The sequence below is a fragment of the Acidovorax sp. GW821-FHT09A11 genome, from assembly GCF_059418365.1.
Window position 1 is genome coordinate 378,678 of sequence record NZ_JBWKPS010000005.1, and the last position, 16,804, is coordinate 395,481.

At 69.1% G+C, this 16,804-nt stretch carries 13 protein-coding genes; 6 read left to right on the forward strand and 7 right to left on the reverse strand.

Annotation, left to right across the window (positions count from 1 at the left end):
• Nucleotides 1-32: 32 nt before the first annotated feature.
• Nucleotides 33-590, reverse strand: coding sequence for an HNH endonuclease (locus tag AC07PV_RS16155; RefSeq protein ID WP_218295747.1), 558 nt, complete (start codon nucleotides 588-590; stop codon nucleotides 33-35).
• Between the two features lie 168 nt (nucleotides 591-758).
• Here AC07PV_RS16155 and AC07PV_RS16160 point away from each other — a divergent pair, with 168 nt between their 5' ends.
• The 4 genes from AC07PV_RS16160 to AC07PV_RS16175 all read left to right on the forward strand — a co-directional run bounded on the left by AC07PV_RS16160 (nucleotide 759) and on the right by AC07PV_RS16175 (nucleotide 7,394).
• A complete protein-coding gene (locus tag AC07PV_RS16160; RefSeq protein ID WP_369643099.1) occupies nucleotides 759-1,817 on the forward strand; it encodes a bifunctional riboflavin kinase/FAD synthetase in 1,059 nt (352 codons plus the stop codon).
• A gap of 109 nt (nucleotides 1,818-1,926) precedes the next feature.
• On the forward strand, nucleotides 1,927-4,800 hold the full coding sequence (gene ileS / locus AC07PV_RS16165; RefSeq protein WP_369643100.1) for an isoleucine--tRNA ligase: 2,874 nt from the start codon (nucleotides 1,927-1,929) through the stop codon (nucleotides 4,798-4,800).
• Complete coding sequence (gene lspA, locus AC07PV_RS16170; RefSeq protein WP_218340276.1) at nucleotides 4,800-5,327, forward strand: signal peptidase II; 528 nt, start codon at nucleotides 4,800-4,802, stop codon at nucleotides 5,325-5,327. Before ileS ends, lspA begins: the two co-directional genes overlap by 1 nt.
• Before the next feature lie 411 nt (nucleotides 5,328-5,738).
• On the forward strand, nucleotides 5,739-7,394 hold the full coding sequence (locus AC07PV_RS16175) for a Na/Pi cotransporter family protein (RefSeq protein WP_492808868.1): 1,656 nt from the start codon (nucleotides 5,739-5,741) through the stop codon (nucleotides 7,392-7,394).
• Nucleotides 7,395-7,463: 69 nt separating this feature from the next.
• Here AC07PV_RS16175 and AC07PV_RS16180 read toward each other — a convergent pair whose 3' ends face one another.
• Both AC07PV_RS16180 and AC07PV_RS16185 read right to left on the reverse strand, forming a co-directional pair.
• A complete protein-coding gene (locus tag AC07PV_RS16180) occupies nucleotides 7,464-8,297 on the reverse strand; it encodes an NUDIX hydrolase (protein WP_494630766.1) in 834 nt (277 codons plus the stop codon).
• Nucleotides 8,294-9,277: a quinone oxidoreductase family protein gene (locus AC07PV_RS16185; protein ID WP_218295752.1), complete on the reverse strand. Its 984-nt coding sequence runs from the start codon at nucleotides 9,275-9,277 to the stop codon at nucleotides 8,294-8,296. Before AC07PV_RS16185 ends, AC07PV_RS16180 begins: the two co-directional genes overlap by 4 nt.
• 214 nt (nucleotides 9,278-9,491) lie before the next feature.
• On the opposite strand from AC07PV_RS16185, the gene AC07PV_RS16190 reads away from it, so the two are divergent.
• A complete protein-coding gene (locus AC07PV_RS16190) occupies nucleotides 9,492-10,391 on the forward strand; it encodes a DMT family transporter (protein WP_492808871.1) in 900 nt (299 codons plus the stop codon).
• Between the two features lie 16 nt (nucleotides 10,392-10,407).
• Here AC07PV_RS16190 and AC07PV_RS16195 read toward each other — a convergent pair whose 3' ends face one another.
• The 4 genes from AC07PV_RS16195 to AC07PV_RS16210 all read right to left on the reverse strand — a co-directional run bounded on the left by AC07PV_RS16195 (nucleotide 10,408) and on the right by AC07PV_RS16210 (nucleotide 16,123).
• Complete coding sequence (locus tag AC07PV_RS16195) at nucleotides 10,408-11,001, reverse strand: hypothetical protein (RefSeq protein ID WP_492245902.1); 594 nt, start codon at nucleotides 10,999-11,001, stop codon at nucleotides 10,408-10,410.
• A 70-nt stretch (nucleotides 11,002-11,071) separates the two neighbouring features.
• Nucleotides 11,072-13,783 carry a bifunctional diguanylate cyclase/phosphodiesterase gene (locus AC07PV_RS16200; protein ID WP_255591084.1) on the reverse strand — a complete coding sequence of 904 codons (2,712 nt, stop codon included), beginning with the start codon at nucleotides 13,781-13,783 and terminating at the stop codon, nucleotides 11,072-11,074.
• Entirely contained in the window at nucleotides 13,780-14,886 is a 1,107-nt protein-coding gene (locus AC07PV_RS16205; protein ID WP_370627786.1) for a TRAP transporter substrate-binding protein, read from the reverse strand. Before AC07PV_RS16205 ends, AC07PV_RS16200 begins: the two co-directional genes overlap by 4 nt.
• A gap of 406 nt (nucleotides 14,887-15,292) precedes the next feature.
• Nucleotides 15,293-16,123, reverse strand: a complete 831-nt coding sequence (locus tag AC07PV_RS16210; protein ID WP_218340002.1) for an SDR family oxidoreductase — start codon at nucleotides 16,121-16,123, stop codon at nucleotides 15,293-15,295.
• Between the two features lie 68 nt (nucleotides 16,124-16,191).
• Between AC07PV_RS16210 and AC07PV_RS16215 the strand changes: the two genes are divergently transcribed.
• Nucleotides 16,192-16,803 carry an SH3 domain-containing protein gene (locus tag AC07PV_RS16215; RefSeq protein WP_494630768.1) on the forward strand — a complete coding sequence of 204 codons (612 nt, stop codon included), beginning with the start codon at nucleotides 16,192-16,194 and terminating at the stop codon, nucleotides 16,801-16,803.
• The last annotated feature ends 1 nt before the right edge of the window (nucleotide 16,804 follow it).

Genomic DNA, 16,804 nt, shown 5'->3' on the forward strand with positions numbered 1-16,804 from the left:
GGGCGGCCCCCGCAAAGACCTGGAGCTGGTTCTCAGGCCAGCAGGCGCGAGGACTTGGGCACGTGCGCCATCAGGAACTCCATCTGGTCGGCCAGGATCCGCCGGTTGCGCAGGATGAAGTCCTCCCACAGGCTGGGCACGTAGGGCGCGTACAGCAGTGGCATATGCGCCTGTTCGGGGGTGCGCGGCCCCTTGCGGTGGTTGCAGGGACGGCAGGCCGTGACCACGTTCATCCAGTGGTCCTGCCCGTTGCGCGCGAAGGGCACGATGTGCTCGCGCGTGAGGTTGTCTTCGTGGAAATGCCCGCCGCAGTAGGCGCACACATTGCGGTCGCGGATGAAGAGCTTGCTGTTGGTCAGGCCGGGCTTGAGGTCGAACGGGTTGATCGTGGGCACGCCCTTGGTGCCGATGATGCTGTTGACGGCAATCACCGACTGTTCACCCGTCACGGCGTTGTGCCCGCCGCGGAACCGGGCGATCTGGCCGCCGGATTCCCAGCGCACCTCACCGGCGGCGTAATGAATCACCGCCTGCTCGAGCGAAATCCACGATTGGGGCAGCCCTTGGGCCGACAGCTTCAAGACCTTCAAAACACGCCTCCTGGAACGGTAAGTACACAAGGATTCGGAACGCTGATGTCTCGCGGGCAGCCCCGTACCGGGCCGTCCGTGGGTCACAATATACTCCGTTTTCATGACAAATTGGCGTCTTGCGCTTGATGCACCTGCGCATGCTGCTATCAAAAAGATAACAAACCGATGAAGATCTTTCGCGGATTCCACCATCCTGGCATCGCCCGCTCGTGCGCGCTGACCATCGGCAATTTCGATGGCGTGCACCGGGGCCACCAGGCCATGCTCGCCCTGCTCAACAGCGAGGCCGCCCACCGGCAAGTGGACAGCTGCGTGCTGACCTTCGAGCCCCATCCGCGCGACTATTTCGCCGGGGCGCTGCACAAGCCCGAGCTGGCGCCCGCGCGCGTCGGCACGCTGCGCGACAAGCTCACGGAGCTGGCGCGCTGCGGCGTGCAGCAGACGGTGGTGCTGCCCTTCGACGCGGCGCTGGCCGCGCAGTCGCCCGAGGCCTTCATCGACGAGGTGCTGGTGCAGGGGCTGGGCGCCCGCTACGTGCTGGTGGGCGATGACTTCCGGTTCGGGCGCCAGCGCGCGGGCGACTACGCCATGCTGGACGCGGCCGGCCAGGCCCGGGGCTTTGACGTGGCGCGCATGAACAGCTACGAGGTGCACGGTTTGCGCGTCTCCAGCTCCGCCGTGCGGCAAGCGCTGGCCCAGGGTGACATGGACGCGGCCGCGCGCCTGCTGGGACGGCCCTACACCATCTCGGGCCATGTGGTGCATGGCCGCAAGCTCGGGCGCGAGCTGGGCGCCACGGCCGAGGGCGCGGGCGACGGCTTTCGCACGCTGAACCTGCGCTTTGCCCACTGGAAGCCCGCCGCCAGCGGCATCTTCGCCGTGCTGGTGCACGGCCTGGGGCGCGAGGGCGATGCTCCGCTGCAGGGCGTGGCCAACCTGGGCGTGCGCCCGTCGCTCGACCCCGACGACGTCAACGGCGGGCGGGTGCTGCTGGAGACACATTGCCTGCAATGGCCCGCCGAGCTGGGGGCCGAAGGGGCGTACGGTAAAATCGTGCGCGTGGAACTGCTGCACAAACTGCACGACGAGCTCAAGTACGACGGTCTGGCTGCCCTGACGGCGGGCATCGCCAAGGACTGTGCGGATGCGCGCGCCTACTTCGCGTCGGCCCAGGCACCCAATCACACCGAGACCCGGCGCCAGACCACGCGCGACCGAATTTGAGGGGGCTGCCTGCGCAGCGCCTGCCCGGCAGGCCCGACACCTCTTCACGCCTCCTCTTTTCCCGTTTTCTCCGGGCCTGCCCCGGAATGCCCCGTTTTAAGGCTCCCTCATGTCCGACAACGCCAGTACCACCGAATCCACCGCCACGGACTACCGCAGCACCCTGAACCTGCCCGACACCCCCTTCCCCATGCGCGGCGACCTGCCCAAGCGCGAGCCGGGCTGGGTGAAGGAATGGGAAGACAAGGGCCTGTACAAGCGCCTGCGCGACGCACGCTGCGGCGCGCCCAAGTTCATCCTGCACGACGGCCCGCCCTACGCCAACGGCCAGATCCACATGGGCCACGCGGTCAACAAGATTCTCAAGGACATGATCACCAAGGCGCGCCAGCTCGAGGGCTTCGACGCGCTGTACGTGCCCGGCTGGGACTGCCACGGCCTGCCGATCGAGAACGCCATCGAGAAGAAACACGGCCGCAACCTGAGCCGCGACGACATGCAGGCCAAGAGCCGTGCGTTTGCCACCGAGCAGATCGCGCAGCAGATGGTGGACTTCAAGCGCCTGGGTGTGCTGGGCGAATGGGACAACCCCTACAAGACCATGAACCCCGCCAACGAGGCGGGCGAAATCCGCGCGTTCAAGCGTGTGATGGAGCGTGGTTTTGTCTACCGCGGCTTGAAGCCTGTGTACTGGTGTTTTGACTGCGGCTCTTCGCTGGCCGAGTTCGAGATCGAATACCAGGACAAGAAGAGCACCACGCTGGACGTGGCGTTCAAGGCGCACGAGCCTGCCAAGCTGGCGGCCGCGTTCGGCCTGCCCGCGTTGACCAAAGACGCATTCGTCGTCATCTGGACCACCACCGCCTGGACCATCCCCGCCAACCAGGCGCTCAACCTGAACCCAGAGATCGGCTACGCCCTGGTGGACACCGGCGAGCGCGTCCTGCTGGTGGCCGAGCCGCTGGTGGCCTCGTGCCTGGAGCGCTATGGCCTCACGGGCAGCGTGCTGGCCACCACCCTGGGCAAGAACCTGGGTGGGCTGGAGTTCGAGCACCCGCTGTACGATGTGAAAAGCGAGGACGGCAGCCAAGGCTACCAGCGCCTGTCCCCCGTGTACCTGGCCGACTACGCCACGGCCGACGATGGCACCGGTATCGTGCACTCCTCGCCCGCCTACGGGCTGGAGGATTTCAACTCCTGCGTGTCCCACGGCCTGGCGCTGGACGACATCCTGAACCCCGTGCAGGGCAACGGTACCTATGCGCCGGACTTCCCGCTGTTCGGCGGCCAGCACATCTGGAAGGCCGTGCCCGTCATCATCGAAGCACTGCGCGATGCCGGCCGCCTGATGGCCACCAAGGAGATCACGCACAGCTACCCCCACTGCTGGCGCCACAAGACGCCGGTGATCTACCGCGCGGCCGCGCAATGGTTCATCCGCATGGACGAAGGCGAAGGCGTCTTCACCCAGCCCGGCATGAAGCCCGCCAAGACGCTGCGCCAGATCGCGCTGGACGCCATCGAGCACACCAGCTTCTACCCCGAGAACGGCAAGACCCGCCTGCACGACATGATCGCCGGGCGGCCCGACTGGTGCATCTCGCGCCAGCGCAGCTGGGGGGTGCCCATCCCGTTCTTCCTGCACAAGGATTCGGGCGAACTGCACCCGCGCACCATGGAAATCATGGACCAGGCGGCCGACATCGTGGAAAAGGGCGGCATCGAGGCCTGGAGCCGCGTGACGCCCGAGGAAATCCTGGGCGCCGAGGACGCGGCCTGCTACACCAAGAGCACCGACATCCTGGAGGTGTGGTTCGACTCGGGCTCCACGTTCAGCCATGTGCTGCGCGGCACGCACCCCGACGTGCACCACGACACGGGCCCCGAGGCCGACCTGTACCTGGAAGGCCACGACCAGCACCGCGGCTGGTTCCACAGCTCCCTGCTCTTGGCATCGGCGCTGGAAGGCCGCGCGCCCTACCGGGGCCTGCTGACCCACGGCTTCACCGTGGACAGCCAGGGCCGCAAGATGAGCAAGTCGCTGGGCAACGGCATCGATCCGCAGGAGATCAACAAGAAGCTGGGCGCCGAGATCATCCGCCTGTGGGTGGCCGCCAGCGACTACTCCGGCGACATCGCGGGGGACGAAAATATCCTGGCCCGTGTGGTGGATGCCTACCGCCGCATCCGCAACACGCTGCGCTTCCTGCTGGCCAACGTGAGCGACTTCGACCCGGCCAAGGACGCCGTGCCGTTCGACCAGATGCTGGAGATCGACCGTTACGCCCTCACCCGCGCATCCGAGTTCCAGGCCGAGGTGCTGGCGCACTACAAGGTGTATGAGTTCCACCCCGTGGTCGCCAAGCTGCAGCTGTACTGCTCGGAAGACCTGGGCGGGTTCTACCTGGACGTGCTCAAGGACCGCCTGTACACCACCGCGCCCAAGAGCCTGGCGCGCCGCAGCGCGCAGACCGCGCTCTACCAGATCACGCATGCCATGCTGCGCTGGATGGCGCCGTTCCTGTCCTTCACGGCCGAAGAGGCCTGGAAGGTGTTCGGCCAGTCCGACTCCATCTTCGTGGAAACCTATGGCTCCATCGCCGGGGCCGACGAGGGCCTGCTGGCCAAGTGGGGGCGCCTGCGCGAGATCCGCGATGCGGTGAACAAGGAGATCGAGGCGCTGCGCGCCGCCGGCCAGGTGGGCTCTTCGCTGCAGGCCGTGGTCACCCTCACGGCCGCGCCCGAAGACCATGCGCTGCTGGCCAGCCTGGGCGACGACCTGAAGTTCATCTTCATCACCTCTGCTATTGAATTGGTAGCTGGTAGCGCACTGCAGATCAGCGTCAAGCCCAGTTCCGATGCCAAATGCGAGCGCTGCTGGCACTATCGCCCCGACGTGGGGCAGGATGCCGCGCACCCCACCATCTGCGGCCGCTGCACCAGCAACCTCTACGGGGACGGCGAAAGCCGGGCGCACGCGTGATGGCGCGCGGCGCGGCACTGGCGGGGCGCTCCGGCGCGGGCATGTGGCCCTGGCTGGCCTGGGCCGTGGTGCTTCTGGTGGCCGACCAGATCACCAAGACCTGGATCATCCAGAACTACCAGCTGGGCGATGCCACGTTCATCACCAGCTTCTTCAACATCGTGCGGGCGCACAACACCGGCGCGGCGTTCTCCTTCCTGCGCGATGCGGGCGGATGGCAGCGCTGGCTGTTCACCGGCATCGGCGTGGCGGCCACGATCTTCATCGTGTGGCAACTGCGCGCGCACCCGGGCCAGAGGCTGTTCAGCTTCGCGCTGTCCAGCATCCTGGGGGGCGCGGTGGGCAACGTGGTGGACCGGCTGATGCACGGCTACGTCGTGGACTTCCTGGATTTCCACTGGAATTTCCTCGCCGGGATCTTCCACGGCGGCCATTTCCCGGCCTTCAACCTGGCGGACACGGCCATCAGCGTGGGGGCCGCCTGCCTGATCCTGGACGAGCTGCTCAGAGCGCGGCGCGCGCGTTGAAGCAACACCCCCGCCCCCTGCACCCAGGCCCGCCGCGCGCGGGCCTTTTGCCAGGCGAAAGGCGGGGAGCAGATTCACCGGCAGGGGCCTGCCCCACCTGTGTAGTGCCCGTGCAGCAGGCGCCACACGCCCTGCCCCGCCCGGCAAAACCCGGACTGCTATCCATGCTATGGAATCGGGAGTATGCTTATATATATGTCAGTTTTGTGACAAATGACGAAGGGGTGCCTTGCCCGCGCCCGCCCCGCCCCGGAAGCCGCGCCGCCCGGCACCGCAGACCCGTCTGCCCTGGCCTCCGGGCACAAAAGTGAACACGCCACCCTGGCCAGGGGCGCATGATGTGCCCTGCGTCCGCCGTGGGCCAGGCGCCGCGTTTGCGCACGTCACAAGAAGAAGAAACAACGGTTTTCCATGAAGCATCTCTTGAATCTCCTGGCAGCGGTGTCGCTGCTGATCTGGGGCACCCACCTGGTGCGCACCGGCATCCTGCGCGTATTCGGCGCCAACCTGCGCCAGCTGATCGCGCACAGCGTCAGCAACCGGTTCACGGCCGTGCTGTCGGGCATCGGGGTGACCGCCGTGGTGCAGTCGAGCACCGCCACGGCGCTGATCGTGTCGTCCTTCGTGGGCCAGGGCCTGGTGGGCCTGCCCGCCGCGCTGGCCGTGATGCTGGGCGCCGACGTGGGCACCAGCGTGATGGCCGTGGTGTTCTCCATGGACCTGTCCTGGCTCTCGCCGCTGTTCATCTTCGCGGGGGTGGTGCTGTTCATCTCGCGCAAGGACACGGCGGCCGGCCGCGTGGGCCGGGTGCTGATCGGCCTGGGCCTGATGCTGCTGGCGCTGCGCCTGATCACCGAGTCCACCACCGTGCTGACCCAGTCGCCCACCGTGCGCACGCTGCTCTCCGCGCTCACCAGCGACCTGCTGCTCGAGATTTTCACGGGCTCGGTGCTCGCCATCGTGGCCTATTCCAGCCTGGCCACGGTGCTGCTCACCGCGGCCCTGGCGGGCTCGGGCGGCATCCCGCCCGACGTGGCGCTGGGCCTGGTGCTGGGCGCCAACCTGGGCAGCGGCGTGCTGGCGGTGCTGACCACGCTCAAGGCCGACGTGCAGACGCGGCAGGTGCCGCTGGGCAACCTGATCTTCAAGATCATCGGCGTGATCATCATGACGCCGCTCACGGGGCTGTGGCTGCAGCACGTGCGGCCCTACGTGCCGGAAATCGCGACGCTGGTGGTGCTGTTCCATCTGGCCTTCAACATGGTGGTGGGCATCATCTGCATCGGCCTGACCGGCACGGTGGCCCGCGCGGTGCAGCGCCTGCTGCCGCAGGAGAAGACCCAGGCCGCGGCGGGCACGCGCCCCCAGCACCTGGACCCTTCCGCCCTGGCCACGCCCTCGCTGGCCATCTCCTGCGCCGCGCGCGAGGCCCTGCACCAGGCCGACGTGGTCGAGTCCATGCTGCTGGGCCTGCACAAGGTGATCCGCACGGACGACCTCAAGCTCGCACAGGACCTGCGCAAGCTCGACGACGAGGTGGACGGCCTGTACTCGGCCATCAAGTACTACATGACCAAGATCTCGCGCGAGGCGCTGGATGAGCGCGAGGGCCGCCGCTGGGCCGACATCATCAGCTTCACGATCAACATGGAGCAGATCGGCGACATCATCGAGCGCGTGCTGATCGACATCGAGGACAAGAAGATCAAGAAGGGCCGCCAGTTCTCCGAGGCCGGCATGGAAGAGATCAACGAGCTGCACGCGCGCCTGATCGACAACCTGCGCCTGGCGATGAGCGTGTTCCTCAACGGCAGCGTGCGCGATGCGCAGAAGCTGCTGGAGGAGAAGGCCCGCTTCCGCGACCTGGAGCACGCGTATTCGGCCACCCACCTGGCGCGCCTGTCCGACAACACGGTGCAGAGCATCGAGACCAGCTCGCTGCACATCGACCTGATCAGCGAGCTCAAGCGCATCAACTCGCTGCTGTGCTCGGTGGCCTACCCGATCCTGGAGTCGGCGGGCGCGCTGGCGCCCAGCCGCCTGAGGGCCATGGTGGACCAGGCCTGAGGCGGCGGCTTGCGCCCACGGCGGCCCGCCGCCCGGGCACAGGGGGCAGCGCCCGCAAGGGCCGCCGCGTCAGGCGCCCAGAAAGCCCGCGATCACCAGTCCGGCTTCCAGGGTGAACGCCCCTTGCGCCACCTGTTCGCGCAGGCTGTCGAGGGAAAGCAGATCAAACCGCTCGACCTCCCCGTCCTGGTTGCAGGGCTCCAGGCCGTCGGGCACCTGGGCGCGGAACCAGTCGATGCGCTCCACCATGAAGCCCACGCCCCCGCCCTCGCGGCTGGGCCGGCTGAACAGCACGTGGCCGCCGTGCGCCACGCCCGCCAGGGCTTCGATGCGCAGCCCGGCCTCCTCCCAGGTCTCGCGCGCCAGCGCCTGCGGCAGGGTGTCGGCGGCCGCCACCATGCCGCCCATCAGCGTATCCCACAGGCCCGGGTTGTTGGGCTTGGTCAGCGCCCGCTTTTGCACCCACATGCGGCCGTCCGGGGCCAGCCCCACCAGGTGCACGGCCCGCGTGGCGATGCCCAGCACGCGCACGGCGCCGCGCTCCACGGTGGCCACCACGTCGCCCTGCGGATTACACACGGCCAGTTGCTCATTGCGCCAGGGGCCGCACCGGCCGGCGCACCGCAGCACCGCCGCCAGGGCGTTGAGCGCCTCGGTGGCCCCTCCCGGGGGCGATTGCAGGTGCCAGGCGGGTGCCCCCTGATGCTCTGTTTTTGATAGCTCGTAGCGCTTGTCGATGGCGCGCGAGGCACCAATCTGCTCCAAGAACCCTTCGGCCACCGAGCCCACCACCTGCCCGGCCGCCAGCAAGGCCTGGCGGGACTGGGCGGCGGGCTGCCGCGCGGCCTGCCGGGCGCCCGCCAGCCAGTGCCCGAACGGCGTGCTGCCGTGCGCCGCGCTCACAGCGTGAGGATGGTGGAGCCGGTGGTCTTGCGCGCCTCGAGGTCGCGGTGCGCCTGCTGCACCTGCGCGAGCGGGTAGCGCTGGTCGATGTGAATCACGACCTGCCCGCTGGCCACCACGCTGAACAGGTCGTCCGCCATGGCCTGCGTGCTCTCGCGCGTGGCGATGTGGGTGAACAGTGTCTGGCGCGTGACGTACAGCGAGCCCTTGGCGCCCAGCGCGCCCGGAGCGAACGGCGGCACGGGGCCCGATGCATTCCCAAAGCTGGCCATGAGCCCAAAGGGGCGCAGGCAGTCGAGGGACTTGTCCCAGGTGTCCTTGCCCACCGAGTCGTACACCACCTTCACGCCCTGGCCGGCGGTGATCTCTTTCACGCGGGCCGCGAAGTCCTCGGTGTTGTAGTTGATCGCATGGGCCGCGCCATTGGCCAGCGCGAGCTGGCACTTGGCGTCCGAGCCCGCCGTGGCGATGAGGGAGAGCCCGAGCGCCCTGGCCCACTGCGTGGCGATCAGCCCCACCCCGCCGGCGGCGGCGTGGAACAGCACGTGGTCGCCGGCCTGCAGGCCTTGCACGGGCAGCGTCTTCTTGAGCAGGTACTGCGCGGTCAGGCCCTTGAGCATCATGGCCGCGCCGGTTTCGAAGCTGATCGCGTCGGGCAGCCGGCACACGCACCTGGCGGGCATCACGCGCTGCTCGCAGTAGCTGCCGGGCGGCTGGCTCGCGTAGGCCGCGCGGTCGCCCACCTTCAGGTGCGTGACACCTTCGCCCACGGCCTCGACCACACCGGCGGCCTCCATGCCGATGCCCGCGGGCATGCCGAGCGGGTACAGGCCCGTGCGGTGGTACACGTCGATGAAATTCAGGCCGATGGCGTGGTGGCGGATGCGGATCTCGCCGGGGCCGGGCTCGCCCACGGCGACGTCAACGATGTGGAGTTCTTCGGGACCACCGTGCTGGCGGATCTGGACGGCAAGGCTCATGGCTAACGCTCCTGTAACGGTGAGACAAACGGCGGCCATCCTGCCACGAATCCCGCGAACCTGCCGCAGGCCGGGCTACTTGCCGGCGGGCACCGCCACGCCGCGAGGAGACGGCCCTGGGCGATGGCGGGTGGGCGTGTGGACGGCCGCGCCGCCCTGGGGCCTTGTGGCCGCGCGCAGCGGGGCGGCACGCGCGCCGTTACAGTCCAGCCCCATGACACAAAAACTCACGCCCGGCACGGCGGCGTTGCTGGTGGTACCGCCCATGCTCTGGGCCGGCAATGCCGTGGTGGGGCGGCTGGTGCACGACCTGATCCCGCCCCTCACCCTCAATTTCATCCGCTGGGTGCTGGCCTTCGGCATCCTGCTGCCCCTCGCGCACGGTGTGCTGCGCAAGGACAGCCCGCTGTGGCCGCACTGGCGCCACTATGCGCTGCTGGGGCTGCTGGGCATCGGGCTGTACAACGCGTTCCAGTACATGGCCCTGCAGACCTCCACGCCCATCAACGTGACCCTGGTGGGCTCCAGCATGCCGGTGTGGATGCTGGGCGTGGGCGCGCTGTTCTTCGGCGCAGGCGTCACGCGGCGGCAGCTGCTGGGGGCGCTGCTGTCGATCTGCGGCGTGCTGCTGGTGCTCAGCCGTGGCGAATGGGCGCAGCTGATGGCCTTCCGGCTCGTGCCGGGCGACCTGTTCATGCTCCTTGCCACGATTTCATGGGCGTTCTACAGCTGGCTGCTGTCGCGCACCACCGAGCCCACCCGCATCCGCGGCGACTGGGCAGCGTTCCTGATGGCGCAGATGGTGTTCGGGCTCGCATGGTCGGGCAGTTTCGCCGGGGCGGAATGGGCCTCGGGCCGCTCGCACGTCGCATGGGGCTGGCCGCTGGCGGCCGCGCTGGCATTCATCGCCGTGGGGCCCGCGGTGCTGGCCTACCGCTTCTGGGGCGTGGGCGTGCAGCGCGCGGGGCCCGCCGTGGCGGGCTTCTTCGTGAACCTGACACCCCTGTTCGCCGGCATCCTGTCGGCCGCGTTCCTGGGGGAGACGCCCCAGCTCTTTCATGGCATCGCGTTCGCGCTGATCGTGGGCGGGATCGTGGTGTCCTCTCGCCGATAGCGCCGCTGCGGCGGCTCTACTCCTGCACCCGCAAGGTGCCGGCAGAGGACCCAAAACCCGGTTCTTGCGCCGGGAAGTCCGCCACGGTGGCGTTGTAGTTCACGCCCACCATGTGGCCGTTCAGGTCCGTGAGGTACATGAGGTTGCGGACGTCGGTATCGGCGGCCGGCGCGGTGCTGTCCATGCGCACCCAGGCACGCCCGCCAATGGTGACCAGCGAGGCGTCGCGCATCACCAGGCCCGGGGTGAGCCTGGGCAAGGTTGTTTCCATGGCGGACATGAACGCGGGCAAGGCATCGGGCGTGAGCGGTTTTTGCGCCATGCGCGACCAGGTCACGGCCACGGTGCTGCTGCGCCGGGCGTTGCCCCAGGCGGCCAGCGGCCTGCGCCCGTGCCGGCCGAACTTGGTCTGCAGCTCCTCGTCGGTGAGCGCGGTGTAGCCCGCCGGCGCCTGCAGCCGCAGCGTCCCGCTGGGGGTCTGGACGGCGACGGGCTCGGCGGCGGCCAGGGTGCAGGCAGCGGCTGCGGCACATGCCAGGGTGGCCCATGCAGCCAAGCGCCCGCGCGCCGTGGCGCTGGCGGCGGGGCGGGTGTGCGGAGAAGGGTGCATATCGGACCTCGCCATCAGCACAATGGAAAGAGCGAACGGAAGGAACACCATGCGGCCGGCGACTGGCGGCTCAGTCCGCTGCGCCGCCGGCGGCCGGGGGCGAGGTGGCGGCCTGGGCGGCCTGGGTGGCCTCGGCGGCGTTCTGCAGCAGGACTTCCAGGTCGGCTACGGGCCCGGGCATCCCGAGCAGGTAGCCCTGGAAGAGCTGGCAGCCATAGTCCGCCAGCAAGGTCTTCTGCGCCGGGGTTTCCACGCCTTCGGCGATCACGTCGAGCTCCAGGTTGCGGGCCATGCCGATGATGGTCTGCACGATCACGTCGTCGGTGTGCCGCACGCCCAGGTTGTGCACGAAGGACTGGTCGATCTTGAGCTGGTCCAGAGGCAGGCGCGTGAGGTAGGCGAGCGACGAGTAGCCCGTGCCGAAATCGTCCACGGAGAAGCGCACGCCCTTGGTCTTGAGCAGGCCCATCTTGGCGACGGTGTCGTCCACGTTGTCCAGCACCAGCGACTCGGTGAGTTCCAGCTTGAGCAGGTGGGGCCGCGCGCCGGTTTCCCGCAGCACCTCGACGACGCGGGCCACGAAATCGCGCTGGCGGAACTGGCGGGCGCTCACGTTGACCGACAGCTGCACGTGCCGGTAGCGGGCATCGTTCTGCCACGCCGCCAGCTGCTCGCAGGCGGTGCGCAGCACCCAGTGGCCCATCGGCACGATGAGTTCGCTTTCTTCCGCCACGCCAATGAAATCGCCCGGGGCGATCAGCCCGCGGTCGGGATGGATCCAGCGGATGAGCGCCTCGGCGCCCACGATGCGGCCATCCAGGTGGAACTGGGGCTGGTAGTGCAGCACGAACTGCCGCGCCGTCAGCGCCGCCTGCAGGTCCCCTTCGAGCTGGGCGCGCACGCTGATGGCGATCTGCATCTGCGGATCGAAGAAGCACAGCGCGTTGCGCCCCTGCGACTTGACCTGGTACATGGCGATGTCGGCCTGCTTGAGCAGATCGACCGAGGGCTGCAGCGCTCCTCCCATCAGCGTGGCGCCGATGCTGGGCGTGCTGTGGTGGGTGTGCCCCCCCAGCGAGTACGGCGCGTTGAGCGTGCGCAGGATTTTTTCGCCCACGCGCCGGGCATGGGCAGCCGCCTCCTCGCTGTGCTGCGACAGCTCGTGCAGCATGACGACGAACTCGTCCCCGCCCAGGCGCGCCACGGTGTCCTCCCGCCGCACACAGGTCTTGAGCCGCTCGGCGACCTGGCGCAGCAGCAGGTCGCCCACTTCGTGGCCCAGGGTGTCGTTCAGGGTCTTGAAGTGGTCGAGGTCCAGGAAGAGCAGCGCGCCGTACTGCCCGCTGCGCAGGCTGGCCGCGATGACCTGCTGCATGCGGTCCATGAGCAGCCGGCGGTTGGGCAGGTTGGTGAGCGGGTCGTAGAAGGCCAGGCTTTCGATCTCGGCGCTGGCCCGGCGCAGGGCGGTCACATCGTGGTACGTGATGACCAGCCCCCCTTCGGGCGTGGGCCGTTCGGTGATCTGGATCGTGCGGCCATTGGGCAGCACCTGTTCATGGGGCTCCTGGTGCTGCTTTTGCTTGAGCAGGCGCAGCTCCACCCAGCGCATGCGCTCGTCCTCGCTGGCGCGCGGCAGGTGGTGGCGGGAGGTTTCCTCCATCACGCGCCGGAACGGCACCGTCGGCGCGATCACGCTGCGCAGCCACGGAAATATCTCCTCGAACCGGCTGTTCCACTGCACCACGCGGTACTCGCCGTCGAGCAGCAGGAAGCCGCTCACCATCGACTCCAGCGCCTGGTCCAGCGTGGCCTTGGACTGCGCGATCGCGATGCGGGCCTGGGAGATGCGGTCCAGGTAGCGCAGCGCCAGATTGCCGGCCGCTGCGATCATGGCCACGAACAGCAGCCCCGTGAGCGCGATGGCGTTGCGCTGCTCGCGCCAGCCCGCCAGCGCATCGCGCAGCGGGATGCTCGCGGAAATGCGCAGGTCCTGGTACAGGATGGGCCGGTAGACCACCAGCGCGGGCTCCCCGCTGAGGCGGGCCGGCGCTTTCCATTCCTGGCCCTTTTCCGCGAGTTCGTGGAGCGGCGGACTGAGCGTGGGCGTGATGGATTCCTCCCGGTTGGGCACGCTCAGCAGCAGCAGCCCTCCCGCGCGCTCCAGCGTGACCTGCAGGCCGCTGATGTCCACCCCCTGCACCAGCACCGAACTGAGCGCGCCGACGGGCACCTCCGCCACCGCGACCACGCGGGCGCTGTCGGCCATGCGCAGGTGGCGAGCGAAGTACAGCACGCGCTCGGACGTGGCGAAGCTCACCACCGGCGGGCTGATCATGAGGGTGGAGACGGGCTGCTCCAGCACCGTCGCCAGGAAACCGGGCGGCAACTGCACGGGCAGCGCGCTGCCGGCGGCGTCGGAGGACGCCATCGACTTGCCGTTGGCGTCCAGCAGGGCCACGTAGCGCACCATCAGGTTCTGCCGCGCCGAGCTGCGCAGCCGCTGGCTGGCCAGCTCGGGATCGATCCAGTCGCGCATGGCGCCGGACAGCCCGAGCAGTTCATCCATGCTGGCCAGCAGCACATCCACCGCTAGCAGGGACCGGTTGAGCGCCGCCTCGGCGCCCGCCACGAAGCGCGTGGCCTGGGCTTCGTTGTCGTCCAGCGCCACCTTGCGGGCGTTCCATGCCAGCGCGGCGGAGACCAGCACCACCGCCGCCATGAACACCGCCGCCCCGGCCCATACGAAGGCCTTGATCCGCAGCGGGGTGTTGGACTCACTCATTTCGCGGGGGCCGCCGCCAGGCCGCGGACGGGGCCGATCGTCTGGTTCCACACCTGGGCGCAGCGCACCCCGCAGCGCTGCACCCAGCGCGGCAGCACGGTGGAGGCGAGGATCTCGTGCCGGTTGCGCTCGTCCTGCGACGACACCGGCACCACCACCATGCTGCCCTTGCGGCCCCCCACGCAGGCAGGGGCCCCACGGTTGCAGGCCATGCCATCGGAGGTCTCGCGCTCGGACTCTTCCCAGATGGCAGCCTCCAGCCTGGGCAGCTCGCGCCGCAGCAGCGCACGCAGGTCGGGCGGCAGCGCCTCCCAGGCGGCCTGGTTGGCGCCGAAGATGGCCAGCCCCCAGGTCACGGGCAGCGCATGCATGTGCGAGGTGATCGCGGGCAGGCCCAGGGTGTTGCCCGACATGGTGCCGGTGATCGCGCATTCCGTGTTGCCCGCGGTGAGGCTGGGCACGATCTGCGCGAAACCGGTGAGCACCGGCACGCCGCCCAGCGCCCCGACGAAATCGGCCTGAGTGGAGGAGGACACCCGGGTGCGGCGCCCCGCCAGGTCGGCCAGCGCGCGCAGCGGCTTCTTGCAGAACACCACCTGGGCGGGGTACACGTACACCGCCAGGGCCTCCACGCCATGCTGGTCGCGCAGGACCTTCTCCAGGTAGGGCCGGAATGCCGCCAGCGTGGACTTGAGCGTGGCGATGTCGGGATTGAGGCCGGCCAGGTCGGGCGCGGTGTACTCGGGGTACTGGGCCGTGAATGAGCTCATGAGCGTCGTGCCGAAAGGCACCACGCCCAGCTGCAGCAGGCGCAGCATCTCGGCGCCGGGCACGCCGGCCCGGTCAAAGGGCACGATCTCGGCGTCGAACCGCCCGCCGCTCATGCGCAGCAGCTCCTTCGTCCAGAACGGCTCTTCCTGGCGGGTGTACTGGTTGATGCCCGCCAGGCCGCCCACGATGCGCAACTTGTAGGGCGCTGCGGCGGCCGTCGCCGGGGGCGCGGCCGTCTGGCCCATGGCCTGGGGCAGGCCGCCCAGCGCCGCGCATGCCGCGCACAGCAGCACCGCGGCGCGGCGGCGAAGGCGAAACCTCAGAGCGGGCATGGGCTGCATGGGGGGTTCTGGTACTGCAGCCCGCACGCGGACCGAGGCCATGAACGGAGCGCCTTCGCGCCCTGGGCGCGGCGAAACCCACAGCGGTATCGGCGGATACCGCATGGATTCGCAACGCTGCCCGGGAGGGGAGTGCGCAGTGTCATGTTCCGGTGCTTTCGGGTTGGAGGACTGGGGGCCCCATTCTTCACCAAGTTTTTCCACCCGGAGGAAAAGCTGTCGGCAAAATGCCACGAGGTACCACCGCAGAACCTGCCGCGCGCACAAGAACCCACCGCCCGCGGGTGGCCGGAAAGCACCCCGCGCCGCCCCCTCCAGCACGCAGCCCGGGCGCGCCAGCAGCGTTTTCGACGCGCAGGCTCAGGCAGGCGCCTGCGCCGCCGCCCGGATCAGAAGGTCAGAAAGTGCCCGGGTAGGCGCCGCCGTCCGCCAGCACGTTCTGCCCCGTCATGTAGCCCGCCTGCTGGCTGCACAAGAACGCGCAGATGGCTCCGAACTCCTGGGCCGTGCCGTAGCGCCCGGCCGGAATCTGCGCCTGCTGGGCGCTGCGCACGTCGTCCACGCTCTTGCCGGCCTTGCTGGCGGCCGCGTTCACGGTGGCGGCGAGCCGGTCGGTGTCGAACTTGCCGGGCAGCAGGTTGTTGATGGTCACGCCGCGCGCGGCGATCTTGCTGCGCGAGACGCCGGCCACGAAGCCGGTGAGCCCGCTGCGCGCGCCGTTGGACAGGCCCAGGATGTCGATGGGCGCCTTCACGGCGCTGGAAGTGATGTTGACGACGCGGCCAAAGCCCCGTGCGGCCATGCCGTCCACCGTGGCCTTGATCAGTTCGATGGGGGTGAGCATGTTGGCGTCCACGGCCTTGATCCATGCGTCCCGGTCCCACTCGCGGAAGTCGCCCGTGGGGGGGCCGCCGGCATTGGTCACCACGATGTCGAAGTCACGCCCTGGCCCGCCGGCCACGGAGAACACGGCCTCCCGTCCGGCGGCGGTGGTGATGTCGGCGGCCACGGCCAGCACCCGTGGCTTTGGCTGATTCTGCCCGCCAGCGCTAGAATTTTGTGCGGCTTCAGCTATCAATTGAGTAGCAGCCTGATCGAGGGCGTCCGCATTGCGGGCGTTGATGACCACATTGACGCCCTCGCGCACCAGGGCCAGTGCACAGCCATAGCCCAGGCCCTTGCTCGCGCCGCACACCAGCGCCCATTTGCCTGCGATACCCAAATCCATAACAATCTCCGGTTCTGACGGCTGCACCCTGCGGCCTTTGAAAACCATCATACGTGGAGAGTTGCAAGATGAACTGGCTGCACCGCGGAGCCCTTGCCGCCTGGCTGGCATTGGCCGCATTGGCGCCCCTGGGCGCGCAAGCGCAGGAGTCCGCCGTGGTCAAGCGCGCCACGCAACTGCGCGACACCCCCGCCGACACTGGCGCGAGCGTGGCGCCCCTGGAGGCCAACACCGTGGTCACCCGCAGCAACGAGCGCAAGGGCCCCTGGACCCGGGTGAGCACGCCGCAGGGCGCGACGGGCTGGGTGCACATGTTCGACCTGGGTCCGCAGTCGGGCTCGGCCGCACCTTCCAACAACGCGGCCACGAGCGGCCTGCGGGGCCTGGGCGGTCTGTTCGGCGGCAACAGCGGCCCCACGACCACGGCCACATCCACCGTGGGCATCCGCGGCCTGGGCGCCGAAGACATCGCCAACGCGCAGCCCAACCCGGCCGCCGTCGGCCAGGCGGAGGGCCTGCGGGTGAATGCGGACCAGGCACGCCAGTTCGCGACCACCGCCTCCCTGCAGCCACGCGCCGTGCCGCCACTGGCGGCGCCCCAGCGTCCATCGTCCAGCGGCAGCCCGGGAGCCACGGGCTCCTCGGCCAATCCTTCCGACCCCAACTTCAGCCCCAACTGAG